The sequence below is a fragment of the Pseudomonas sp. KH_017 genome, assembly GCF_057840285.1.
The window spans coordinates 2247019-2270460 of record NZ_CM174509.1; the positions used below are offsets into that span (position 1 = coordinate 2247019).

At 60.3% G+C, this 23442-nt stretch carries 20 protein-coding genes; all 20 read right to left on the reverse strand.

Going from position 1 to position 23442, the window contains the following annotated elements; genetic code table 11:
• Positions 1-17 precede the first annotated feature (17 nt).
• A complete protein-coding gene (nuoL, locus tag AC3IT6_RS10170; protein ID WP_150725930.1) occupies positions 18-1871 on the reverse strand; it encodes an NADH-quinone oxidoreductase subunit L in 1854 nt (617 codons plus the stop codon).
• Positions 1868-2176, reverse strand: a complete 309-nt coding sequence (gene nuoK / locus AC3IT6_RS10175; RefSeq protein ID WP_007946416.1) for an NADH-quinone oxidoreductase subunit NuoK — start codon at positions 2174-2176, stop codon at positions 1868-1870. The genes nuoL and nuoK overlap by 4 nt, the downstream gene beginning before the upstream one ends.
• 2 nt (positions 2177-2178) lie before the next feature.
• Positions 2179-2682 (reverse strand): NADH-quinone oxidoreductase subunit J, encoded by a 504-nt coding sequence (nuoJ, locus tag AC3IT6_RS10180; protein ID WP_489355196.1) that lies wholly within the window; start codon positions 2680-2682, stop codon positions 2179-2181.
• 9 nt (positions 2683-2691) lie between these two features.
• Positions 2692-3237 (reverse strand): NADH-quinone oxidoreductase subunit NuoI, encoded by a 546-nt coding sequence (gene nuoI, locus AC3IT6_RS10185; RefSeq protein ID WP_219098071.1) that lies wholly within the window; start codon positions 3235-3237, stop codon positions 2692-2694.
• A gap of 12 nt (positions 3238-3249) precedes the next feature.
• On the reverse strand, positions 3250-4257 hold the full coding sequence (gene nuoH / locus AC3IT6_RS10190; RefSeq protein WP_095943714.1) for an NADH-quinone oxidoreductase subunit NuoH: 1008 nt from the start codon (positions 4255-4257) through the stop codon (positions 3250-3252).
• On the reverse strand, positions 4254-6968 hold the full coding sequence (gene nuoG / locus AC3IT6_RS10195; protein ID WP_489355199.1) for an NADH-quinone oxidoreductase subunit NuoG: 2715 nt from the start codon (positions 6966-6968) through the stop codon (positions 4254-4256). The genes nuoH and nuoG overlap by 4 nt, the downstream gene beginning before the upstream one ends.
• A 137-nt stretch (positions 6969-7105) precedes the next feature.
• Positions 7106-8461, reverse strand: a complete 1356-nt coding sequence (gene nuoF / locus AC3IT6_RS10200) for an NADH-quinone oxidoreductase subunit NuoF (RefSeq protein ID WP_150725934.1) — start codon at positions 8459-8461, stop codon at positions 7106-7108.
• Positions 8458-8955: an NADH-quinone oxidoreductase subunit NuoE gene (gene nuoE / locus AC3IT6_RS10205; RefSeq protein WP_008020715.1), complete on the reverse strand. Its 498-nt coding sequence runs from the start codon at positions 8953-8955 to the stop codon at positions 8458-8460. Before nuoE ends, nuoF begins: the two co-directional genes overlap by 4 nt.
• Before the next feature lie 2 nt (positions 8956-8957).
• On the reverse strand, positions 8958-10742 hold the full coding sequence (gene nuoC, locus AC3IT6_RS10210) for an NADH-quinone oxidoreductase subunit C/D (RefSeq protein ID WP_223444752.1): 1785 nt from the start codon (positions 10740-10742) through the stop codon (positions 8958-8960).
• Positions 10743-10815: 73 nt separating this feature from the next.
• The gene (locus AC3IT6_RS10215) at positions 10816-11490 is read right to left on the reverse strand and encodes a NuoB/complex I 20 kDa subunit family protein (RefSeq protein ID WP_046037844.1); all 675 of its coding nucleotides are present in this window, start codon (positions 11488-11490) and stop codon (positions 10816-10818) included.
• Positions 11491-11500: 10 nt separating this feature from the next.
• Positions 11501-11914: an NADH-quinone oxidoreductase subunit A gene (locus tag AC3IT6_RS10220; RefSeq protein WP_003223812.1), complete on the reverse strand. Its 414-nt coding sequence runs from the start codon at positions 11912-11914 to the stop codon at positions 11501-11503.
• 639 nt (positions 11915-12553) lie between these two features.
• Positions 12554-13879: an isocitrate lyase gene (aceA, locus tag AC3IT6_RS10225; RefSeq protein ID WP_034146910.1), complete on the reverse strand. Its 1326-nt coding sequence runs from the start codon at positions 13877-13879 to the stop codon at positions 12554-12556.
• 474 nt (positions 13880-14353) lie between these two features.
• Positions 14354-15115, reverse strand: a complete 762-nt coding sequence (locus tag AC3IT6_RS10230) for a secretin N-terminal domain-containing protein (protein ID WP_489355202.1) — start codon at positions 15113-15115, stop codon at positions 14354-14356.
• A gap of 227 nt (positions 15116-15342) precedes the next feature.
• The gene (locus AC3IT6_RS10235) at positions 15343-15768 is read right to left on the reverse strand and encodes a GNAT family N-acetyltransferase (RefSeq protein ID WP_223453966.1); all 426 of its coding nucleotides are present in this window, start codon (positions 15766-15768) and stop codon (positions 15343-15345) included.
• Positions 15761-16930 (reverse strand): ribosomal protein uL16 3-hydroxylase, encoded by a 1170-nt coding sequence (locus AC3IT6_RS10240; protein WP_223444756.1) that lies wholly within the window; start codon positions 16928-16930, stop codon positions 15761-15763. Before AC3IT6_RS10240 ends, AC3IT6_RS10235 begins: the two co-directional genes overlap by 8 nt.
• A gap of 87 nt (positions 16931-17017) precedes the next feature.
• The gene (purB, locus tag AC3IT6_RS10245; protein ID WP_007940861.1) at positions 17018-18388 is read right to left on the reverse strand and encodes an adenylosuccinate lyase; all 1371 of its coding nucleotides are present in this window, start codon (positions 18386-18388) and stop codon (positions 17018-17020) included.
• Positions 18389-18512: 124 nt separating this feature from the next.
• Complete coding sequence (gene hflD, locus AC3IT6_RS10250; protein WP_489355205.1) at positions 18513-19136, reverse strand: high frequency lysogenization protein HflD; 624 nt, start codon at positions 19134-19136, stop codon at positions 18513-18515.
• Complete coding sequence (gene mnmA, locus AC3IT6_RS10255) at positions 19133-20266, reverse strand: tRNA 2-thiouridine(34) synthase MnmA (RefSeq protein WP_489355207.1); 1134 nt, start codon at positions 20264-20266, stop codon at positions 19133-19135. Before mnmA ends, hflD begins: the two co-directional genes overlap by 4 nt.
• A 59-nt stretch (positions 20267-20325) precedes the next feature.
• Positions 20326-20772 carry an NUDIX hydrolase gene (locus AC3IT6_RS10260; RefSeq protein WP_489355209.1) on the reverse strand — a complete coding sequence of 149 codons (447 nt, stop codon included), beginning with the start codon at positions 20770-20772 and terminating at the stop codon, positions 20326-20328.
• 214 nt (positions 20773-20986) lie between these two features.
• Complete coding sequence (locus AC3IT6_RS10265) at positions 20987-23212, reverse strand: NADP-dependent isocitrate dehydrogenase (protein WP_489355211.1); 2226 nt, start codon at positions 23210-23212, stop codon at positions 20987-20989.
• Between the last annotated feature and the right edge of the window lie 230 nt (positions 23213-23442).

Below are 23442 nucleotides of genomic sequence, written 5' to 3' on the forward strand. Positions count from 1 at the left end.
AATTCGCAAGGTTCATATCAGACCGCTACCAGCACGACGGCGCCAATGACCAGCACGGCACCAGCAGCCATCGAGGCGGCATACCAACGCAGTTGACCGGTCTCGGTACGGCTCAGGGCGGTGTGACCGCCTTTGGCCATGCGCGGGATCAGACCGATGGTCTGGTCGAGCGGGTCTTTGCGCAGTACATGGATGATCGCAAGGTAAGGCTTGACGAACAGTTTGTCGTAGATCCAGTCGAAGCCCCAGGCAGCGAACCACCAGGCCGAAAGGAGGCGGCCGATGCCGCTGTTGGCGACGGCAGTGACGAAGCGACGCTTGCCGAGGAACAGCAGTGCGGCCAGCAGGATACCGGCCAGGGCGATGGCGCCCGAAGCGATTTCCAGGCTGTGCTTGGCTTCGCCGCCAGCATGGCCGACGCTTTCCGGCAGTACGCCGTGCAGCGGTGGAACGATCATCGCGCCGATGGCGGTGGACAATACAATCAGCACCGACAGTGGCAGCCAGTGGGCAATGCCGTGACCGGCGTGGGCTTCGGTCTTGGCTTCACCGTGGAACGCGATGAAGATCAGGCGGAAGGTGTAGAGCGAAGTCATGAACGCGCCGACCAGACCTGCATAGAGCAGACCGTTGTTGCCGCTGGCGAACGCTTCCCAGAGGATTTCGTCCTTGGAGTAGAAGCCCGCAGTCACCAGAGGCAGGGCCGCCAGGGCCGCGCCGCCGACGATGAAGCTGGCGTAGGCCAGTGGCAGTTTCTTCCACAGACCGCCCATCTTGAAGATGTTCTGTTCGTGGTGGCAGGCAACGATCACCGAACCGGACGCAAGGAACAGCAGGGCCTTGAAGAAGGCGTGGGTCATCAGGTGGAAGATCGCGCCGTCCCAGGCACCAACGCCCAGGGCCAGGAACATGTAGCCGATCTGGCTCATGGTCGAGTAGGCGAGGATACGCTTGATGTCGGTCTGGACCAAGGCTGCAAAGCCTGCGAGAACCAGGGTCACGCCACCGACGATTCCTACTAGATGCAGGATTTCCGGCGCCAGGGTGAACAGGCCGTGGGTACGGGCAATCAGGTAGACACCAGCGGTTACCATGGTTGCGGCGTGGATCAGTGCCGAAACCGGAGTCGGGCCGGCCATTGCGTCCGCCAGCCAGGTTTGCAGCGGCAGTTGCGCGGATTTACCGACAGCGCCGCCCAGCAGCATCAAGGTGGCCATGACCATCCAGAAGTCGCCGGACTGGAATTTCTGCGGGGCCAGCACCAGCAGTTCCTGAACGTTCAGCGTGCCCAGTTGGGCAAACAGAATGAACAGGCCGATGGCCATGAACACGTCACCGATACGGGTCACGATGAAGGCCTTGAGCGCGGCGTTACCGTTGTTGCGGTTGCTGTAGTAGAAACCGATCAACAGGTACGAGCACAGGCCCACGCCTTCCCAGCCGAAGTACAGGAACAACAGGTTATCGCCCAGTACCAGGAACAGCATGCTGGCGATAAACAGGTTGGTGTAGGCGAAGAAGCGCGAGTAACCGGCTTCACCGCGCATGTACCAGGAGGCGAACAGGTGGATCAGGAAGCCGACGCCAACCACCACACCGAGCATGGTCAGCGACAGGCCGTCCAGGTACAGGGCGAAGTTCGGCGTGAAGCCTTCCACCGCCATCCACTGCCACAACACCAGGGTGTAGTGACCGCCTTCCGGCGGGGCGACGTTGAACTGCCAGATCACATAGGCCGCGACGATCGCCGACAGGCCAATGGAGCCAACGCCGATCAGCGCCGAGAGGTTTTCCGAGAGGCGTCCCCGGGAGAACGCCAGCAGCACAAAACCGATCAGAGGGAACAGGAAAGTCAGATAGAGAAGGTTCATCCGCGCATCTCACTGGCAGCGTCGATATCGAGCGTGTGGAAGCGGCGATACAGTTGCAGCAGGATCGCCAGGCCAATACTGGCCTCGGCGGCTGCCAGGCTGATCACCAGGATGAACATGATCTGTCCATCCGGCTGCGCCCAGCGGCTACCGGCAACGATGAACGCCAAGGCGGAGGCATTCATCATGACCTCCAGGCTCATCAGCACGAAGAGAATGTTGCGGCGGACCATCAGGCCGACCAGACCGAGGCAGAACAGGATGCCGGCGACCGCCAGACCATGCTCCATGGGGATAGCAGGCATCGTCATTGCTCCTTGGCTTCGTTGCGGCCCAAGTGGAACGCCGTGACGGCTGCGGCGAGCAGCAGCATCGAGGCGAGTTCGACCACCAGCAGGTAAGGACCGAACAGGCTGATGCCCACGGCCTTGGCGTCTACGGTGGTGTGGCCGATGGCTTCAACGGTCTGGTGGGAGAACAGCACATACAGCAGTTCCACCAGCAGCAGCGCGGCGAGGAGGACCGGGCCGCCCCAGATACCGGGCTTGAGCCAGGCGCGCTCTTGCTGAGCCGAGGCAGGACCCAGGTTCAGCATCATCACCACGAACACGAACAGCACCATGATGGCGCCAGCGTAGGCGATCACTTCCAGGACACCGGCAAACGGTGCGCCGAGGGCGAAGAACGTCATGGCCACGGCGATCAGCGAAATGATCAGGTAGAGCAGGGCGTGCACAGGGTTGGTGTTGGTGATCACGCGAAGCGTGGACACCACAGCGATACCCGATGCGAAATAGAAAGCGAATTCCATCTTTCTTCCTTAAGGCAGCAAGCTCTTCACGTTGATCGGTTCGGCTTCATTCTGCGCGGAGCCTTTCGGCTTCCCGGCAATCGCCATACCTGCAACACGATAGAAGTTGTAATCAGGGTTTTTGCCGGGGCCGGAGATCAGCAGATCTTCTTTCTCGTACACCAGGTCCTGACGTTTGAACTCGGCCATTTCGAAATCCGGTGTCAACTGGATCGCGGTGGTCGGGCAGGCTTCCTCGCAGAGGCCGCAGAAAATGCAGCGCGAGAAGTTGATGCGAAAGAACTCCGGGTACCAGCGACCGTCTTCGGTTTCAGCTTTCTGCAGCGAGATGCAACCGACCGGGCACGCCACGGCGCACAGGTTGCAGGCTACACAACGCTCTTCGCCGTCGGGGTCACGGGTCAGGACGATACGCCCACGAAAGCGCGGCGGCAGGTACACCGCCTCTTCCGGATACTGCAGCGTGTCGCGCTTGCGGAAGGCATGGCTGAAGATCATCACCAGGCTGCGAAGCTGGGTGTAGAAGCCATGCACGATGTCAAATATGTACTTCATGATTCTCTATCCTCACTGAGCCGCGACGGCGGGCGTGTTGAGCAACACGATCGCAGCGGTCACCAGCATGTTGACGAGGGTCAGCGGCAAGCAGAACTTCCAGCTGAAATCCATCACTTGGTCATACCGTGGGCGCGGAATCGAGGCGCGCAGCAGAATGAAGAACATGATGAAGAACGCGGTTTTCAGTGCGAACCAGATGAACGGGATCTGCGGCAGGATGCCGAACGGACCGTGCCAGCCACCGAAGAACAGGGTCACCAGCAGCGCCGAGATCAGCACGATGCCGATGTACTCACCGACGAAGAACATGCCCCATTTCATGCCGGCGTATTCAATGTGGTAACCGTCGGCCAGTTCCTGTTCCGCTTCCGGCTGGTCGAACGGGTGACGGTGAGTCACGGCGACGCCAGCGATGAAGAAGGTCAGGAAACCGAAGATCTGCGGAATGACGAACCACAGGTTCTGCGCTTGATATTCAACGATGTCGCGCATGTTGAACGAGCCGACCTGGATCACGATGCCCATCAGCGACAGGCCCATGAACACTTCGTACGACACGGTTTGTGCCGAGGCCCGCAAGCTGCCCAACAGGGCGAACTTGTTGTTGCTCGACCAGCCGGCGAACAGCACCGCGTAGACCGACAGGCCCGCCATGGCGAAGAAGAACAGGATGCCGATGTTGATGTCCGCGACACCCCAGGTCGGGGTGATCGGGATGATTGCGAAGGCAATCAGCAAGGCGCTCATGGCCACGACCGGCGCCAAAGTGAAGATCACTTTGTCGGCGAACGGCGGAGTCCAGTCTTCCTTGAAGAACATCTTGATCATGTCGGCCGCGATCTGGAACGCGCCGAACGGACCGACGCGGTTCGGACCGTAACGGTCCTGCCAGAGGGCGAGCAGACGACGCTCGACCCAGCTCAGCAGAGCACCGCAAACCACTACGGCGAGCAGAATCACCACGGCCTTGAGGACCGCGATGATCACGTCGATCACTTCAGGAGTGAACAAGGTCATTGAGCTGCCTCCTGCAGACCGTCAACGGATTTGCCAAAGATGGCTGGCGGAATGCCGGCGATGCCCGCAGGCAATGCCACCAGACCGGCGCCCAGCTCTTCATTGATACGCAGTGGCAGACGCAGGGTCTGACCAGCGACGTTCAGACTCAGCATGGCGCCGTCGTTGACACCCAGGCGGTCGGCTTCGGACTTGGCCAGAGCAACATAGGCAGCCGGAATGCGTTCCTGAACCGGAGCGGCTTTCGAAGAGTTCTCTTCGCTGCCGAACAGGTGGAAGAACGGCACAACCTGCCAGGTGCCCTGGGCCGGGTTGAACGCGCGCGGAACACTGGCGAACCAGTTCAGCGAGTCACCAGTGCTTTCGATCAGGCGAGTGCCCGGGTCGCCAGCGCGGATGTGACCGCCGACTTCGTCCTGGAACTTGTTCCAGGCTTGCGGCGAGTTCCAGCCCGGAGACCAGGCGAATGGCACTTGCTGACGCGGCTCGGCCGAGCCCGAGTAACCTTCCATGGAGAAGGCGAACGCGGTGTCCTTGTCCTGCGGGGTACGTGGCTCGTGCACGCTGATGTCGGCGCGCATGGCGGTACGACCGGAGTAACGCAGCGGTTCACGGGCCAGCTTCATGCCCTTGATGCGGAACGCGGCGGACGGTGCGGCATCGACGATACGGTTCAGGATCGAGGTGCTGGAAGCGACGGCGGCGGTGGCGTGGTCCAGTTGGGTCCAGTCAATTGGCTGGTTCAACAGGGTCGCGCGCAGGGCATGCAGCCAGCGCCAGCCTTCGTGAACCAGGATGCTCGCGTCCATGTACTTCGGATCGAAGACCTGGAAGAAGCGCTGGGCGCGGCCTTCCTGGCTGACCAGGGTGCCGTCGCCTTCAGCGAAGCTGGCGGCTGGCAGAACCAGGTGCGCGCGATCGCTGGTGGCAGTCTTCTGATGGTCGGCGACGATCAGCACTTTCGCAGCGCTCAGGGCAGCATCGACACGGGCCTTGTCGGTACGGGTGTACAGATCGTTTTCCAGCACGACGATGGCGTCGGCTTTACCGTCGATCACCGCTTGCAGCGCGGCGTCGACCGATTCGCCACCGAGCATGGCCAGGCCGAGGCTGTTGGCCTCTGGCACGATCAGGCTGATGGAACCGTTCTTCTCGCGCAGCTTCAGAGCCTTGGCGATGTTCGCGGCGGCTTCGATCAAGGCTTTGGAGCCGAGGGAAGTACCGGCGATGATCAGTGGGCGCTTGGCTGCGAGCAGGGCGTCGGCGATGCGCTTGGCCAGTGCGAGGGCTTCAGCGTCCAGGCCTTGAACGGCTGGAGCGCTGGCGTCGAGGGCGTGAGCCACGGCGAAACCGATGCGTGCCAGGTCGTCTGGAGCGGCGTGAACACATTCTTCGGCGATGTCGTCGAGCTTGGTTTCAGCCAGGCTGGCGATGAACAGCGGGTTCAGCGCGTGCTGGCCGATGTTCTTCACGGCGGCGTCGAGCCAAGGCTGGACGCGCATGGCGTCGGCCATGTCTTCGGCCTTGCCCTTGACCGATTGACGCAGGGACAGGGCCATGCGCGCAGCAGTCTGGGTCAGGTCTTCACCGAGGACGAACACGGCGTCGTGGTCTTCGATGTCGCGCATGTTCGGCACTGGCAGCGGGCTGTCTTTGAGCACTTGCAGGACCAGGCGGATGCGCTCCAGTTCGGCAGCTTCGATACCCGAGTAGAAGTGCTCGGCACCGACCAGTTCGCGCAACGCGTAGTTGCTTTCGAGGCTGGCGCGGGGCGAACCGATACCGACGATGTTGCGACCGCGCAGCAGGTCAGCGGCTTTATCCAGCGCTTCGTCGAGGCTCAGTTTGGCGCCGTTGGCCAGCAAAGGCTGACGCGGGCGATCTTCGCGGTTGACGTAGCCATAGCCGAAACGGCCACGGTCACACAGGAAGTACTGGTTCACCGAACCGTTGAAACGGTTTTCGATGCGACGCAGTTCGCCGTAACGCTCGCCCGGGGAGATGTTGCAACCGCTGGAGCAGCCATGGCAGATGCTCGGCGAGAACTGCATGTCCCACTTGCGGTTGTAGCGCTCGGAGTGAGTCTTGTCGGTGAACACACCGGTCGGGCAGACCTCGGTGAGGTTGCCGGAGAACTCGCTTTCCAGGGTGCCGTCTTCAACGCGACCGAAGTACACGTTGTCGTGTGCGCCGTATACACCTAAGTCGGTGCCGCCGGCGTAGTCTTTATAGAAGCGCACGCAGCGATAGCAGGCGATGCAGCGGTTCATCTCGTGGGAAATGAACGGGCCCAGTTGCTGGTTCTGGTGGGTACGCTTGGTGAAGCGGTAACGGCGCTCGTTGTGGCCGGTCATTACCGTCATGTCTTGCAGGTGGCAGTGACCGCCTTCTTCACAGACCGGGCAGTCGTGAGGGTGGTTGGTCATCAACCATTCGACAACACTGGCACGGAAGGCCTTGGATTCTTCATCTTCGATGGAGATCCAGGTGCCGTCGGTGGCAGGGGTCATGCAGGACATGACGATACGACCACGGGTGTCGTTCTCGTCGGTGTACTGCTTGACCGCGCACTGGCGGCAAGCGCCAACGCTGCCAAGGGCAGGGTGCCAGCAGAAATAAGGGATATCGAGGCCTAGCGACAGACATGCCTGTAACAGGTTGTCTGCCCCGTCGACTTCGAGCTCTTTGCCGTCTACGTGGATAGTGGCCATGGTTCAAAGTTCTTCGTTGGCCCGGTGTCAGCGGGCGTGGCTAATGGAATCTTGTTATCCGCGTGAATCAACACAGCCGTTAAAGGCGTCATCACACGAAAAGCGAAGGGCACGGACCCTTCGCCTTTTTTAAGCGTTTACGCGCCGACCAGGATCGGCCTTGCCAGAGGCGGGACGGCGGCGCTGACAGGCGCGATACCGGCTTCGAACTCTGGACGGAAGTATTTGATTGCGCTGCCCAACGGCTCCACGGCGCCCGGTGCGTGAGCACAGAAGGTCTTGCCAGGGCCGAGGAAACCGACCAGACCCAGCAGGGTCTCGATGTCGCCTGGCTGGCCTTCACCGTTCTCGATGGCCATCAGGAGCTTGACGCTCCATGGCAAGCCATCGCGGCACGGGGTGCAGAAACCACAGGATTCGCGGGCGAAGAACTGCTCCATGTTGCGCAGCAGGGACACCATGTTGACGCTGTCGTCCACCGCCATGGCCAGGCCGGTACCCATGCGGGTGCCCACTTTGGCGATGCCGCCGGCGTACATTTGTGCGTCCAGGTGTTCTGGCAACAGGAAACCGGTACCGGCGCCGCCTGGCTGCCAGCACTTGAGCTTGTAACCGTCGCGCATGCCGCCGGCGTAGTCTTCGAACAACTCGCGACCGGTGACGCCGAACGGCAGTTCCCACAGGCCCGGGTTCTTGACCTTGCCGGAGAAGCCCATGAGCTTGGTGCCCATGTCTTCGCTGCCTTCGCGAGCCAACGATTTGTACCAGTCCACGCCGTCGGCGATGATCGCCGGCACGTTGCACAGGGTCTCGACGTTGTTCACGCAAGTCGGCTTGCCCCACACGCCAACGGCGGCAGGGAAGGGCGGCTTGGAGCGCGGGTTGGCGCGGCGGCCTTCGAGGGAGTTGATCAGTGCGGTTTCTTCACCGCAGATGTAACGCCCGGCGCCGGTGTGGACGAACAGCTCGAAATCAAAACCCGAACCCAGGATGTTCTTGCCCAAAAGGCCTGCTGCCTTGGCTTCTTCCACGGCACGGTTCAAGTGCTTGGCGGCGGTGGTGTACTCGCCACGCAGGAAGATGTAGCCACGGTAGGTTTTCAGTGCGCGGGCACTGATCAGCATGCCTTCGATCAGCAGATGGGGCAGTTGCTCCATCAGCATGCGGTCTTTCCAGGTGTTGGGCTCCATTTCATCCGCGTTGCACAGCAGGTAGCGGATGTTGATGGATTCGTCCTTGGGCATCAGGCCCCACTTCACGCCAGTGGGGAAGCCCGCACCGCCGCGACCCTTGAGGCCGGAATCTTTCACGGTCTGGACGATGTCGTCCTGAGCCATGTCGGCGAAGGCCTTGCGCGCAGCGGCGTAACCGTTCTTGGCCTGGTACTCGTCGAGCCAGACAGCTTCGCCGTCGTCACGCAGGCGCCAGGTCAGCGGATGAGTCTCGGCCGAACGCTTGATGAGGTTGGCCGGACCGAAGGAAGTCAGGGTCATACGTAGCCCTCGAGCAATTTGGCAACGCCTGCTGGCTGCACATCACCGAAAGTGTCGTCGTCGATCATCAACGCCGGCGCCTTGTCGCAGTTGCCGAGGCAGCAGACCGGCAGCAGGGTGAAACGACCGTCGGCGGTGGTCTGACCCAGGCCGATGCCCAGCTTGCTCTGGATTTCGCTGACCACGGACTCGTGGCCGCCGATGTAGCAGACCATGCTGTCGCAGACGCGAATGATGTGACGGCCCACTGGCTGACGGAAGATCTGGCTATAGAAAGTCGCCACGCCTTCAACGTCGCTGGCCGGGATACCGAGGATCTCGCCGATGGCGTACAAAGCGCCGTCGGGCACCCAGCCACGTTCCTTCTGGACGATCTTCAGGGCTTCGATCGACGCCGCGCGCGGGTCTTCGTAGTGATGCAACTCGTGCTCGATGGCCGAGCGCTCGGTTTCACTCAAAGTGAAACGGTCTGTCTGGATAAGCGTGCTGTTCATGCTTAGCGGTCCACGTCGGCCATAACGAAATCGATACTACCCAGGTACGCAATCAAGTCCGCGACCATGCTGCCTTTGATCACCGAAGGGATCTGCTGCAGGTGCGGGAAGCTTGGGGTACGAATCCGGGTGCGGTAGCTCATGGTGCCGCCATCGCTCGTCAGGTAATAACTGTTGATGCCCTTGGTCGCTTCGATCATCTGGAAGGATTCGTTGGCCGGCATGACCGGACCCCACGAAACCTGCAGGAAGTGCGTGATCAAGGTTTCGATGTGCTGCAGAGTGCGCTCTTTCGGCGGCGGTGTGGTCAGCGGGTGATCCGCCTTGTACGGTCCTTCCGGCATGTTGCGCAGGCACTGGTCGATGATCTTGATGCTCTGGCGCATCTCTTCGACGCGCACGATGCAGCGGTCGTAGGCATCGCCATTGGCCGCCAGCGGCACTTCGAACTCGAAGTTCTCGTAGCCGGAGTACGGGCGCGCCTTACGCAGGTCGAAATCGCAACCAGTGGCGCGCAGGCCGGAACCGGTGACGCCCCATTCCAGGGCCTCTTTGGTGTTGTAATCGGCGACGCCGATGGTCCGGCCGCGCAGGATGCTGTTGTCCAGTGCGGCTTTCTGGTATTCGTCCAGACGCTTGGGCATCCACTCGACGAAATCCTTGACCAGTTTTTCCCAACCGCGCGGCAGGTCGTGGGCGACGCCACCGATGCGGTACCAGGCCGGGTGCAGACGGAAACCGGTAATGGCTTCGATCACCGTGTACGCCTTCTGGCGGTCGGTGAAGGTGAAGAACACCGGGGTCATGGCGCCGACGTCCTGGATGTAGGTACCCAGGAACAGCAGGTGGCTGGTGATCCGGAAGAACTCGGCCATCATGATGCGGATGACGTCGACCTTCTCGGGCACCTTGATGCCGGCCAGCTTCTCGACCGAGAGCACGTACGGCAGGTTGTTCATCACGCCGCCGAGGTAGTCGATACGGTCGGTGTACGGGATGAAGCTATGCCAGGACTGACGCTCGGCCATCTTCTCGGCACCACGGTGGTGGTAACCAACGTCCGGTACGCAGTCGACGATCTCTTCACCGTCCAGCTGCAGGATGATGCGGAACGCACCGTGCGCGGACGGGTGGTTCGGGCCGAGGTTGAGGAACATGTAGTCCTCGTTCGGGCCGGAACGCTTCATGCCCCAGTCTTCAGGCTTGAAGCGCGCGGCTTCTTCCTCGAGCTGTTGCTTGGCCAGGGTCAGGCTGAACGGATCGAACTCGGTGGCACGGGCCGGGAAGTCTTTGCGCAGCGGGTGACCTTCCCAGGTCGGCGGCATCATGATGCGCGACAGGTGAGGGTGGCCTTTGAAGTCGATGCCGAACATGTCCCAGACTTCACGCTCGTACCAGTTGGCGTTCGGCCAGATGCTGGTGACGGTCGGCAAGCTGAGGTCGCTCTCGGACAAGGCGACTTTGATCATGACGTCACTATTACGTTCGATCGACATCAAGTGATAGAACACGGAGAAGTCGACGCCGTTCGGCAGCCCTTGACGCTTGGTGCGCAGGCGCTCGTCCACGCCGTGCAGGTCATAGAGCATGACGTACGGCTTGGGCAGGTTACGCAGGAAGCCCAAGACTTCGACGAGTTTGGCGCGGGCAACCCAAAGCACCGGCATGCCGGTGCGGGTAGCCTGGGCGGTGAACGCCTCCGGGCCAAAACGGTTATTCAGTTCGACGACCACATCCTGGTCGTCTGCCTTGTAAGGCGGGATGTACAGAGCACTGCCTGTAGTCATGGTTATTTTATCGCTTTCGGTCAACGTAAAGAATGAAGCCAGTTTCTCGTTCTATTAAAGAAGCAGATCTGGATCAGACTTCGTCGGGGCTGCGCAGGTTGGTGACTGCGATTCGCTGTTCGCGGCGCTTTTCCTTTTCGGAAGGCATCTCGGCGCGATACACGCCTTGATCGCCAACGACCCAGGAAAGTGGGCGACGCTCCTGGCCAATCGACTCCTGCAACAGCATCAAGCCTTGCAGAAAAGCTTCAGGACGGGGCGGGCAGCCAGGCACGTAGACGTCCACGGGCAGGAACTTGTCCACCCCTTGAACGACGGAGTAGATGTCGTACATGCCACCGGAGTTGGCGCACGAACCCATGGAGATGACCCATTTAGGCTCGAGCATTTGCTCGTAGAGACGCTGAATGATCGGCGCCATCTTGATGAAGCAGGTACCGGCGATAACCATGAAATCCGCCTGGCGCGGCGATGCCCGGATAACCTCGGCGCCAAAGCGCGCGATGTCGTGGGGCGCCGTGAAGGCGGTGGTCATTTCCACGTAGCAGCACGAAAGACCGAAGTTATACGGCCACAGGGAGTTCTTGCGCCCCCAGTTGATCGTGCCGTTAAGCACGTCTTCGAGCTTGCCCATGAAAATGTTTTTGTGGACTTGATCTTCTAACGGATCGGAAACGGTTTCCCGCTGGCCAATCGGATACTGCTCGTTAGGAGCATCGGGGTCGATCCTGGTGAGATTGTATTGCATTGCCAAAGCCTCATTGTTTCAGCTTCGCTTGCCGCTTGCGCCGAGCTTCCGGAGCCCAGTCAAGGGCGCCCACTCGGAATAGGTAGACAAGGCCTGCCAACAGAATTGCTATGAAAACGAGAGCTTCGACGAATCCGGTCCAGCCGCTTTCGCGGACGGACACAGACCATGCAAAGAGAAAGAGGGCTTCGATATCGAAGATCACGAAGAGCATCGCAACCAGATAGAATTTGGCTGAGAGCCGCAAGCGGGCGCCACCTGTAGGTAGCATGCCGGACTCGAACGGTTCGTTTTTGCTGCGGCCCCAGGCTTTTGACCCGAGGAGGCTGGAAACACCGAGCATGAAGGCGCAGAGGCCGACAACGCCTAGAAGGAAAATGGCAAAGCCCCAGTTGTGGGCCATGAGTCCTGTCGCTTCGGGCATGCTGGTAATCCTTAACAGAGAGCAAAGGTCTCTGAGCTTGAAAAGAAACAAAAGCAGTGACGATATGTCGCAGCAATCAATCCCGCTGATTTTATGGCTAAACACCCGGCAAGTAAAATTCCTATAGCGAAATTTATTATAGGAATAAGGACATAGCGCGCTTCAAAAGCCCCGCAGGCCTTGCGGCTCGGGCATTAGCTGGCATTTTGTCAATTATGTTTTGTAGGGAATGTAACGAACATTGTTTGCGCTAAATGATAATCAGTATTGTTTGGCGTGATTTTTAAACTGCTTGTCCTTCGGATACTCGGGAAGTTGTCTTATATGGGCGTTACAGCAAGTAGCGGAGGGGTGTGTTTTAGCGGGTTTTTCTGACAGCCGTACCGCTCTGGATCAATGATTTTCAGATCACCACTTTCCCCTGTGGGAGCGGGCTTGCTCGCGAATGCGGTTCATCATTGAGTATTGATGTCGACTGATCCGACGCTTTCGCGAGCAAGTCCGCTCCCGCAGGGTTTTTGCAGTGTTTGTTGAATCGCAGGCAAAAAAACGCCCCGAACCAGTCGGGGCGTCAGAGGTGCAGCGCTGCGGTTAGCTTTCTATTCGGCCCGCAGCGGCTGATGTCTCAAGCGAAGCGGATCAGTGGAACTGTTCTTCTTCTGTCGAACCGGTCAGCGCGGTTACCGAGGACGAGCCACCCTGGATCACGGTGGTCATGTCGTCGAAGTAGCCGGTGCCCACTTCCTGCTGGTGCGCCACGAAGGTGTAACCCTTGGAAGCGTCAGCGAATTCCTGCTCTTGCAGCTTCACGTAGGCAGTCATGTCGTTGCGGGCGTAGTCGTGCGCCAGGTTGAACATGCTGTGCCACATGTTGTGAATGCCGGCCAGGGTGATGAACTGGTGCTTGTAGCCCATGGCGGACAGTTCGCGCTGGAACTTGGCGATGGTCGCGTCGTCCAGGTTTTTCTTCCAGTTGAAGGAAGGCGAGCAGTTGTACGACAGCAGTTGGTCCGGGTATTCCTTCTTGATCGCTTCAGCGAAGCGACGAGCCTCGTCCAAGTCTGGCTTGGCGGTTTCGCACCAGATCAGGTCGGCGTACGGAGCGTAGGCCAGGCCGCGGGCGATCGCTTGATCCAGGCCAGCGCGAACCTTGTAGAAACCTTCCTGAGTGCGCTCGCCAGTCACGAATGGCTGGTCGTACGGGTCGCAGTCCGAAGTCAGCAGGTCAGCGGCGTTAGCGTCGGTACGGGCCAGGATGATGGTCGGAGTACCGGCAACGTCAGCAGCCAGGCGGGCAGCGGTCAGCTTCTGTACGGCTTCCTGGGTAGGAACCAGTACCTTGCCGCCCATGTGGCCGCATTTCTTCACGGAAGCCAGTTGGTCTTCGAAGTGAACGCCGGCGGCGCCTGCTTCGATCATGCTCTTCATCAGCTCGTAGGCGTTCAGTACGCCGCCGAAACCGGCTTCAGCGTCAGCCACGATCGGTGCGAAGTAGTCGATGTAGCCGTCGTCGCCCGGGTTCTTGCCGGCTTTCCACTGGATCTGGTCGGCACGACGGAACGAGTTGTTGATGCGCTTGACCACGGTTGGAACCGAGTCCACCGGGTACAGCGACTGGTCCGGGTACATCGATTCGGCGGAGTTGTTGTCCGCAGCAACCTGCCAGCCAGACAGGTAGATCGCCTGGATACCGGCCTTGACTTGTTGTACAGCCTGGCCGCCGGTCAGGGCGCCCATGCAGTTGACGAAATCTTTCTCGGGACGGAAGGCTGGCTTGGCACCCTGGGTCACCAGGTTCCACAGCTTCTCGGCGCCCATTTTTGCAAAGGTGTGCTCAGGTTGAACCGAGCCACGCAGGCGGACGACGTCAGCAGCGGAGTAAGTGCGTGTCACGCCTTTCCAGCGCGGGTTTTCAGCCCAGTCTTTTTCGAGGGCTGCAATTTGCTGTTCGCGTGTCAGTGCCATGGGAGATAAACCTCGTCGCGTCTTTATGAAAAGTTGTTCTGCGGTGGAAAATTCCTGCGCTCGCTGACCAGAAGCTTAAGCGGTCAAGTCGGATTCGGCGGGGAGGGCGACGGGATGAACGATCGGCTCGAGGGGAAGTGAGCAGGTAAAGGCGAACTGCGGGCGCATTCAGGCGTCGTGGGCCTTGGTGCGAACATCAGTGTGGTGCCGGGTTACCTATTACGCTTCCGTCCCTCGGGACAACTTCGTTCCAGTCGACAACCTCGTCAAACACACCTTGTGGGCGGTACAGACACGAAGCGGTTCGCGGGGGTTGGTGCGAACATCGCCTCGAAGGCCCTTGCCAGGGCCTCTGATTAGCGGGAGCGAGGCCATCATGCCTTCGCTTTTTTGCCTCGTCAAACGTTTTGTAGTGCTTTTTTTCAGGCACTACATCTTTGGTCTAATACGACTCGTCAGTCAGTTTTTGGTGCTTTAGTCCAGGGTGTCGACTTTCACCCGCAATGTCATGTCGTTGCGGCTCTGGGTCGAGTAGCTGCGGGTCTGGCCCTGTTTGTCGGCCTGGGTCTGGCCGTTGACCCCGGCCAGCAGGATCCACTCGCCGAGATGGCCGGTGACGGTTGTGTCGGTGCTTTGTACGTTCACTACATCGGGACGTTCCTGGCTCATGCGGTCACGGTTGGTACTGATCGACAGGTGAACGATGTCGCCGGTGACGTTTGCCGTGACGTAGAAGCCCTGAGTGACGTTGCGGTATTCGGTCTGGCTGCGCAGGTCGCCGTAGGAATCGGTCTGCGAACTGGTCAGCGGCACGCTCTGGCCGACCTGGATCAGTGCCGGTGCGCCTTCGCTGGCCTGCACTTGCTGAATGCCGCCGTCGCGGCTATCGGTGCTGTAGTTGATGATGCGGGTCTGGCTTGGCTTGGCGCCGTTTACCGAATAACCCTGGTCACCCTGGAAGTTGTTGTCGCTGGTATCGACCGTGATCAGCAGGCGCTTGGGCGCCGTGTCGAGTTGCGAAAGAAGGGCTTTAAGTTCGTCGATCTTGCGCTGATCGGCGTTGACGATGAGTTGATTGCCGTAGGCGCTGACCTGACCGTCCTTGCCGACGAAATCCTGCGCCACCGGCAGCAGGTCGGCGCTGGTGCGGTAGTTCAGGGGCACGATTTCGGTGGCTGCCATCACCGAAAAACTGCAACCGAGCAGCAAGGTGGTGAGCAGGGTGCGTAGGGGCATGTCCGTTATCTCCGCGTTCTGAAGCTTGATATTGCCAGTTTGTCGGCCTGGCGTGGCGCTAGTTGAATCGTAGACAGCAAAACGCCCCGGCATCGTGCGATGTCGGGGCGTTTTGTGGCGTGCTTTCTGGCCTCTTCGTCGGAACGCCGCCCGGAGCAAGCCCGCTCCCACAGGTTCAGCGTGAACCTTGTGGGAGCGGGCTTGCTCGCGAAAGGAGCACCTCGGTCTCAGGCCGAATGGCGAACCATGTCCACATGCGGAATCCCGGCTTCCAGGAACTCCTCACTGACCATGTGAAAGCCCAGGCGCTCATAGAACGCCGTGGCTTGTACCTGGGCGCTGAGCATTTGCTGCTTGAGTCCGCGCTCTTCGGCTTCACCGATGACTGCTTGCATCAGCGCATCGCCGACTTTCAGGCCGCGCCAGTCTCTGAGTACCGACACCCGGCCGACGTGGCCGTCGGGCAGCAGGCGGGCGGTACCGATCGGAAAGTCGCCTTCGTAAGCGAGGAAATGCACTGCATCAATGTCATCGGCGTCCCATTCCAGTTCTGGCGGAACCGATTGCTCGGCGACGAACACCGTCTCACGAATGCGCCGGATCTCGGCGTTGTCCTTCTGCCAGTCTGCGACACGAACGTGAATCTTATTCATCGGCAAACCCCAGGCTTCCTTGCTTGACCAGTTCGCACAGCAGGCCGCGGCCGTCTTCGTCGCTCAGCCAGTCGCCAAGGTTATCGGCGTGCAGCGAATCGGCGGCGCAGATCATCTTCAGCAGTTCGCGCAGTTTGCCCGGCAGGTAACGGCTCTGGCCGCTGGCGAACAGCAGCAGGTCGTCATCGACTTCAGACCACGCCAGGCGTGCGCTCGGGTTGCGAATCAGGATCGCGCCCTGCTCCAGGGCGGACATGAAGTCCTCTTCTTCGACGTCTTCCGGGCCCACTACCAGTTCCGGGTAGCGTGGCTCGGTCATGAACTGGCCGAACCAGGTCAGCAGCAGGCGCTCGTCGCTCATGTGCTCGGCCAGCAGGCCTTTGAGGCGGTCGAGTGCGTCGCGCTGGATCTGGTGAGGATCGGCCGTCGGCAAGGCGTCGGCGTCGGTGTAGCGTTCTTCGTCCGACAGGAACTGGCTGAGGAAATCAGTGAAGTGGGTCAGCACTTCAGCAGCGCTCGGTGCGCGGAAGCCGACCGAGTAGGTCATGCATTCATCGACGGCAACGCCGCAATGGGCCAGGCGTGGCGGCAGGTAGAGCATGTCGCCCGGTTCCAGCACCCATTCATCGGTGGCTTCGAATTCGGAGAGGATGCGCAGGTCGGCGTGGGCCAGCATCGGGCTCTCGGTGTTGCACATCTGGCCGATCTTCCAGTTGCGCTTGCCGTGGCCTTGCAGCAGGAACACGTCGTAGTTGTCGAAGTGCGGACCAACGCTGCCACCCGGTGCGGCGTAGCTGATCATCACGTCGTCGATGCGCCAGCTCGGCAGAAAGCGGAAATTTTCCAGCAGTTCGCTGACTTCCGGGACGAACTGATCCACGGCTTGCACCAGTAGGGTCCAGTCAGTTTCAGGCAGCTTGCTGAATTCATCTTCGGCGAACGGGCCGCGACGCAGTTCCCACGGACGCTCGCCATTCTCGATGATCAGGCGCGATTCGACTTCTTCTTCCAGCGCCAGGCCGGCCAGTTCGTCGGCGTCGATCGGGCTTTCGAAATCAGGAATCGCCTGACGGATCAACAGCGGCTTTTTCTGCCAGTAGTCGCGCAGGAATTCCCGTGCCGTGATGCCGCCCAGAAGTTGAAGAGGAATATCAGGATTCATGTGTAACCTATTGAAAAATTGCACTTTTCAGACGGGAATAAAAACGCCCGGCGCGGCCGGGCGTCTTATAAAGGGTCTAGCGGTCGATCAGATGCGTTTGGCTTGTGCTACAGCGTTGCCGATGTAGTTGGCCGGGGTGAGCAATTTCAGCTCGGCCTTGGCGGCAGCTGGCATGTCCAGGCCATCGATGAAAGTCTGCAGTGCTTCTGGGCTGATGCCCTTGCCGCGGGTCAGTTCTTTGAGCTTTTCGTACGGGTTTTCGATGTTGTAGCGACGCATCACGGTCTGGATCGGCTCGGCCAATACTTCCCAGCAGGCGTCCAGGTCAGCGGCAATCTTCTGCTCGTTGAGCTCAAGCTTGCTGATGCCCTTGAGGCTGGCTTCGTACGCGATCACGCTGTGGGCGAAGCCGACACCGAGGTTGCGCAGTACGGTGGAGTCGGTCAGGTCGCGCTGCCAGCGGGAGATTGGCAGTTTGCTCGCCAGGTGCTGGAACAGTGCGTTGGCGATACCCAGGTTGCCTTCGGAGTTTTCGAAGTCGATCGGGTTGACCTTGTGCGGCATGGTCGACGAACCGATTTCGCCAGCGATGGTGCGCTGTTTGAAATAACCCAGGGAGATATAGCCCCAGATGTCGCGGTCGAAGTCGATCAGGATGGTGTTGAAGCGGGCAATCGCGTCGAACAGCTCGGCAATGTAGTCGTGCGGTTCGATCTGCGTGGTGTACGGGTTGAAGCCCAGGCCCAGCTCGTCTTCGATGAAGGCGCGGGCGTTGGCTTCCCAGTCGATCTCAGGGTAGGCCGACAAATGGGCGTTGTAGTTCCCGACAGCGCCGTTGATCTTGCCCAGCAGCGGAACGGCAGCGACTTGAGCGATCTGGCGCTCCAGGCGGTAAACCACGTTCGCCAGTTCTTTGCCCAGGGTGGTCGGCGAGGCCGGTTGACCGTGGGTGCGCGACAGCATCGGCACGTCGGCGAAGCGGATGGCCAGTTCGCGGATGGCGTTGGCGGTCTGGCGCATCAGCGGCAGCATTACGTCATCACGGCCTTCGCGCAGCATCAGGGCGTGGGACAGGTTGTTGATGTCCTCGCTGGTGCAGGCAAAGTGGATGAACTCGCTGACCTTGGCCAGTTCCGGCAGCTTGGCCGCTTGCTCTTTGAGCAGGTATTCGATGGCCTTGACGTCGTGGTTGGTGGTGCGCTCGATCTCTTTGACGCGCTCGGCGTGCTCCAGAGAGAAGTTTTCCGCCAGGGTGTTGAGCACAGCGTTGGCTTCGGCGGAGAACGCCGGCACTTCACTGATGGCAGGGTGAGCGGCCAGGCGCTGGAGCCAGCGCACTTCAACCAGAACGCGGGCACGGATCAGGCCGTACTCGCTGAAAATTGGGCGCAGGGCCTGGGTTTTGCCGGCGTAGCGGCCGTCAACAGGGGAAACCGCAGTGAGCGAAGAAAGCTGCATGGGGTGTTCTCGGACAGTCGGGCAACGAAATGGGGCGCGTATCATACATGAAAAAATCCGCCGGTCCGTCGCCAACTGACCGGCGTATTACGCGTATTGTTGAGTTCGTGTCTGTCGATGCGGGTTATTCGTTACGCATCAAGGGGTAAAGCTCTTTGAGCAATTTGCGGCGGCTGACCACCAGCTGCCAGCGATGACCGCCCAACTGCCGCCACAGGCGCGCCGAACGAATCCCGGCCAGCAGCAGGGCGCGAATTTTCGAGGCGTTGCTCGGTTGTTGCAGGTTGCGCATGTCACCGTGCACCTGGATGCGTTGGCGCAAGGTGCTCAGGGTGTCCTGATACAGCGCGCCGCACGCGGCGATCACGTTTTCGTGGGCCGGGCCGAAGTGTTCGACCTGGGACTGGATCTGCGGCAGGCGCTTGCCGATCACATCGAGCATGTCGTTGCGCTTGGCCAGCTGACGCTCAAGGCCGAGCATGGCCAGGGCATAACGCAGCGGTTCGCGCTGCAGGGCGCTTGGATCGCGTTCGAGGGCGCCGATCAGGGCGCGATAGCCTTCACGCAGGTTGATGTCGTCGCCGCCGTAGACTTCCAAAGTGTCCTTGGGGTCGCGAATCAGCAGGCTACCGAGCATGCAGGTCAGGCCGGCTTCGTTGGTCTGGCCGGTTTTGGCGATCCTGTCCACCAGCACCGCGGCGAGAAACACGCCGCCCAGTGCCGTCAGTTGCTCCTGAATCGGGTTCATAGGGCCTGGCCCTTGCTCGTCCACGGCTCGGCTACTTCAATCACGCCGCCGCCGAGGCAGATTTCACCGTCGTAGAACACCACGGACTGGCCCGGAGTGACCGCGCGTTGCGGGTCATCGAAGGTCGCGCGATAACCGGTGGCGGTTTTTTCCAGGGTGCAGGGCTGGTCGCTCTGGCGATAACGAACCTTGGCGGTCAGCTTGCGTGGCTGGCTCAGATCGAACGGGTTGACCCAGTAGATATCGGAAGCGAGCAGGGCGCGGGAGAATAGCCACGGGTGATCATTGCCCTGGCCTACGATCAGCTCATTGTGTTCCAGGTCCTTGATCAGCACGTACCACGGCTCATCGCTGGCGTCTTTCAGGCCGCCAATGCCCAGACCCTGGCGCTGGCCGATGGTGTGGTACATCAGGCCGTGGTGACGGCCGATGACTTCGCCTTCGGTGGTCTTGATCTCGCCCGGTTGCGCCGGCAGATACTGCTTGAGGAAGTCGCTGAAGCGGCGCTCGCCGATAAAGCAGATCCCGGTGGAATCCTTTTTCTTGGCGGTCGCCAGTTCGTACTTCTCGGCAATGGCGCGCACTTGCGGTTTTTCCAGCTCGCCGACCGGGAACAGGGTCTTGGCGATCTGTTCACCGCCGACGGCGTGCAGGAAGTAGCTCTGGTCCTTGTTCGGGTCCAGGCCCTTGAGCAGTTCGGTGCGGCCATCGATGTCGCGGCGACGCACGTAGTGGCCGGTGGCGATCAGGTCGGCGCCGAGCACCATGGCATAGTCGAGGAACGCCTTGAACTTGATTTCACGGTTGCACAGGATGTCCGGGTTCGGCGTGCGTCCGGCCTTGTATTCGGCCAGGAAATGCTCGAACACGTTGTCCCAGTACTCGGAGGCGAAGTTGGCGGTGTGCAGCTTGATGCCAATCTTGTCGCACACGGCCTGGGCGTCCGCCAGGTCATCCATGGCGGTGCAGTATTCGGTTCCATCGTCCTCTTCCCAGTTCTTCATGAACAGGCCTTCCACCTCATAGCCCTGCTCGATCAGCAGGAGGGCGGAAACGGAAGAGTCCACGCCGCCGGACATGCCGACAATGACGCGCTTCTTTTGTGTGTCAGAAGGGGCTGGATCACGCATAGGGATTCAATGAGTGTCTTGAAAAAGGACGCGATTCTATCAGGCTCGGGCCTGCATGGCTAAAGAGAAGGACGGATCAATTCGAGGCCGAAGTGTTGGCCTGTCAGATAGTCGTCGATGCAGCGGATGATCAGCTCGCTGCGCCAGTTGTCGCGCTGTTCGATTAATTCCTCGCGGGTCAACCACTTGGCGCCGACGATGCCGTCATCCAGTTGATAATCCGCGTGGTGTTTCAGTGGTTTGGCGATGAAGCAGACCCGCTGGTACGTCACACCGTTGCTCGGGGCGGTGTAGAGGTAAATGCCCAGTACGCCGGTCGGTTCGACGTCCCAGCCGGTTTCCTCGAGGGTTTCGCGCACGGCAGCTTCGGTCAGGGTTTCGTTCGGGTCCAGATGACCGGCGGGCTGGTTGAGCACGTTGCGACCGGCCTTGTGTTCTTCGACCATCAGGAAGCGGCCGTTGTCTTCGACGATGGTGGCGACGGTGATGTGGGGTTTCCAGTCCATAAACTTCCTCAATTCTGAAATTGAAATGCGATCAGTGTGGGAGCGGGCTTGCTCGCGAATGCGGTGGGTCAGTCAATGGAAGTGTTGAATGATAAATCGTATTCGCGAGCAAGCCCGCTCCCACATTGGTCCGTATTTCACAGATAAATTTGCGTAAACGCCAAAAACACAAACCCCGGCACAGGGCCGGGGTTTGTGATGTTCCCTTACAACCTTAAACCAGCGCAGCAACAGCCGCGTTGAAGGTTGCGCTTGGGCGCATGGCCTTGCTGATCAGCTCGGCGTCGGCGTGGTAGTAACCGCCGATGTCCACTGGCTTGCCCTGAACGGCGTTGAGTTCGGCAACGATGGTCGCCTCGTTCTCGGTCAGGGTCTTGGCCAGGGTCGCGAACTGTGCTTGCAGTGCAGCGTCTTCGGTCTGGGTAGCCAGGGCCTGGGCCCAGTACAGCGCCAGGTAGAAGTGGCTGCCGCGGTTGTCGATGTTGCCGACTTTGCGCGATGGCGACTTGTTGTTGTCCAGGAACTGGCCGGTGGCCTGGTCCAGGGTCTTGGCCAGAACCAGCGCCTTAGGGTTGTTGTAGGTCACGCCCAGGTGTTCCAGGGACGCGGCCAGGGCCAGGAATTCACCCAGCGAATCCCAGCGCAGGAAGTTTTCTTCCAGTAACTGCTGAACGTGCTTCGGAGCCGAACCGCCGGCGCCGGTTTCGAACAGGCCACCGCCGTTCATCAGCGGCACGATCGACAGCATCTTGGCGCTGGTGCCCAGTTCCATGATCGGGAACAGGTCGGTCAGGTAGTCGCGCAGTACGTTGCCGGTCACCGAAATGGTGTCCTTGCCATCGCGGGTGCGCTGCAGGGTGTACTTCATCGCGTCGACCGGCGCCATGATCTGGATGTCCAGACCGGCAGTGTCGTGATCCTTCAGGTAAGCCTGAACTTTCTCGATCACTACGCCGTCGTGGGCGCGCATCGGGTCCAGCCAGAAGATCGCCGGGGTCGCGCTTGCGCGAGCACGGTTGACGGCCAGTTTGACCCAATCCTGGATCGGCGCGTCTTTGGTCTGGCACATGCGGAAGATGTCACCGGCTTCAACAGCCTGTTCCATCAGCAGGGTGCCTTTGCTGTCGGTGACGCGAACAACGCCGTCAGCCTTGATCTGGAAGGTCTTGTCGTGGGAGCCGTACTCTTCGGCTTTCTTCGCCATCAGGCCAACGTTCGGCACGCTGCCCATGGTGGTCGGATCGAACGCACCGTTGGCTTTGCAATCTTCGATCACAGCCTGGTAGATGGTGGCGTAGCAGCGATCCGGGATCACGGCCTTGGTGTCGTGCAGCTGGCCGTCGGTGCCCCACATCTTGCCGGAGTCACGGATCATCGCCGGCATCGAGGCGTCGACGATGACGTCGCTCGGCACGTGCAGGTTGGTGATGCCTTTGTCGGAGTTGACCATCGCCAGGGAAGGGCGAACGGCGTAGACCGCCTGGATGTCAGCTTCGATGGCCGCTTGCTGTTCAGCAGGCAGGGCCTTGATGCGAGCGTACAGGTCGCCGATGCCGTTGTTCAGGTTGAAGCCGATCTGTGCCAGCACGTCAGCGTGCTTGGCCAGTGCGTCTTTATAGAACTCGGCAACGATCTGGCCGAACATGATCGGGTCGGAGACCTTCATCATGGTGGCTTTCAAGTGAACCGACAGCAGCACGCCTTGTGCCTTGGCGTCTTCGATTTCGGCCGCGATGAAGCTGCGCAGGGCGTTTTTGCTCAGCACCGCGCAATCGAGGATCTCACCGGCTTGTACGCTGGTCTTTTCTTTCAGGACGGTGGTGGTGCCGTCTTGAGCGATCAGTTCGATTTTCACGGCGTCAGCGGCGTCGATCAGGGCAGCTTTTTCGCTGCCGTAGAAATCGCCGGTGCTCATGTGCGCGATGTGGGACTTGGAGTCCTTGGCCCAGGCGCCCATTTTGTGCGGGTGCTTGCGTGCGTAGTTCTTGACCGACAGCGGAGCGCGGCGGTCGGAGTTGCCTTCGCGCAGAACCGGGTTCACGGCGCTGCCCTTGATCTTGTCGTAGCGCGCCTTGGCTTCTTTGTCGGCGTCGCTGGTGACAGTCTCAGGGTAGTCCGGCAGTGCGAAGCCTTGAGCTTGCAGCTCTTTGATCGCGGCTTGCAGTTGCGGAACCGAGGCGCTGATGTTCGGCAATTTGATGATGTTGGCTTCAGGCGTAACGGCCAGGGCGCCCAGTTCGGCGAGGTGGTCGGCTACGGCTTTGTCACCCAGTTGCTCGGGGAAGCTGGCCAGGATGCGCCCTGCAAGAGAGATATCGCGGGTTTCAACGGCGATATCAGCCGAGGCGGTGAACGCCTCTACGATAGGCAACAGTGAATAGGTGGCGAGGGCAGGAGCTTCGTCGGTGAAGGTATAGATGATCTTCGAGCGGGTGGGCATATTCGGATTAACTCTCTCTTCTTTGCTAAAGCGTGCGCAGAAACTCGAGGGCGCCGGGTAAGCGCGTTCGTTCAAAGTCATCCATGAGCCGAATATCGAGGTTTCGTTGCTGTGATGTTGGGTGCATCAGTAGGGCGTCAAGTGGCCGGACTGCGATAACAGGCCGGCCTGCCAGGCGGAAAGTCTCGTCGTAGAGCACTTCAACCGTCGTGACCCTGTGGTCAGCGGCG

Bases quoted from the DNA above. Each gene is read 5' to 3' on its own strand.
- nuoL (WP_150725930.1), bottom strand. From the start codon at position 1,871: ATGAACCTTCTCTATCTGACTTTCCTGTTCCCTCTGATCGGTTTTGTG.
- nuoK (WP_007946416.1), bottom strand. From the start codon at position 2,176: ATGCCTGCTATCCCCATGGAGCATGGTCTGGCGGTCGCCGGCATCCTG.
- nuoJ (WP_489355196.1), bottom strand. From the start codon at position 2,682: ATGGAATTCGCTTTCTATTTCGCATCGGGTATCGCTGTGGTGTCCACG.
- nuoI (WP_219098071.1), bottom strand. From the start codon at position 3,237: ATGAAGTACATATTTGACATCGTGCATGGCTTCTACACCCAGCTTCGC.
- nuoH (WP_095943714.1), bottom strand. From the start codon at position 4,257: ATGACCTTGTTCACTCCTGAAGTGATCGACGTGATCATCGCGGTCCTC.
- nuoG (WP_489355199.1), bottom strand. From the start codon at position 6,968: ATGGCCACTATCCACGTAGACGGCAAAGAGCTCGAAGTCGACGGGGCA.
- nuoF (WP_150725934.1), bottom strand. From the start codon at position 8,461: ATGACCCTGACTTCCTTCGGTCCGGCCAACCTCATCAAGCGTTCGGCC.
- nuoE (WP_008020715.1), bottom strand. From the start codon at position 8,955: ATGAACAGCACGCTTATCCAGACAGACCGTTTCACTTTGAGTGAAACC.
- nuoC (WP_223444752.1), bottom strand. From the start codon at position 10,742: ATGACTACAGGCAGTGCTCTGTACATCCCGCCTTACAAGGCAGACGAC.
- AC3IT6_RS10215 (WP_046037844.1), bottom strand. From the start codon at position 11,490: ATGCAATACAATCTCACCAGGATCGACCCCGATGCTCCTAACGAGCAG.
- AC3IT6_RS10220 (WP_003223812.1), bottom strand. From the start codon at position 11,914: ATGCCCGAAGCGACAGGACTCATGGCCCACAACTGGGGCTTTGCCATT.
- aceA (WP_034146910.1), bottom strand. From the start codon at position 13,879: ATGGCACTGACACGCGAACAGCAAATTGCAGCCCTCGAAAAAGACTGG.
- AC3IT6_RS10230 (WP_489355202.1), bottom strand. From the start codon at position 15,115: ATGCCCCTACGCACCCTGCTCACCACCTTGCTGCTCGGTTGCAGTTTT.
- AC3IT6_RS10235 (WP_223453966.1), bottom strand. From the start codon at position 15,768: ATGAATAAGATTCACGTTCGTGTCGCAGACTGGCAGAAGGACAACGCC.
- AC3IT6_RS10240 (WP_223444756.1), bottom strand. From the start codon at position 16,930: ATGAATCCTGATATTCCTCTTCAACTTCTGGGCGGCATCACGGCACGG.
- purB (WP_007940861.1), bottom strand. From the start codon at position 18,388: ATGCAGCTTTCTTCGCTCACTGCGGTTTCCCCTGTTGACGGCCGCTAC.
- hflD (WP_489355205.1), bottom strand. From the start codon at position 19,136: ATGAACCCGATTCAGGAGCAACTGACGGCACTGGGCGGCGTGTTTCTC.
- mnmA (WP_489355207.1), bottom strand. From the start codon at position 20,266: ATGCGTGATCCAGCCCCTTCTGACACACAAAAGAAGCGCGTCATTGTC.
- AC3IT6_RS10260 (WP_489355209.1), bottom strand. From the start codon at position 20,772: ATGGACTGGAAACCCCACATCACCGTCGCCACCATCGTCGAAGACAAC.
- AC3IT6_RS10265 (WP_489355211.1), bottom strand. From the start codon at position 23,212: ATGCCCACCCGCTCGAAGATCATCTATACCTTCACCGACGAAGCTCCT.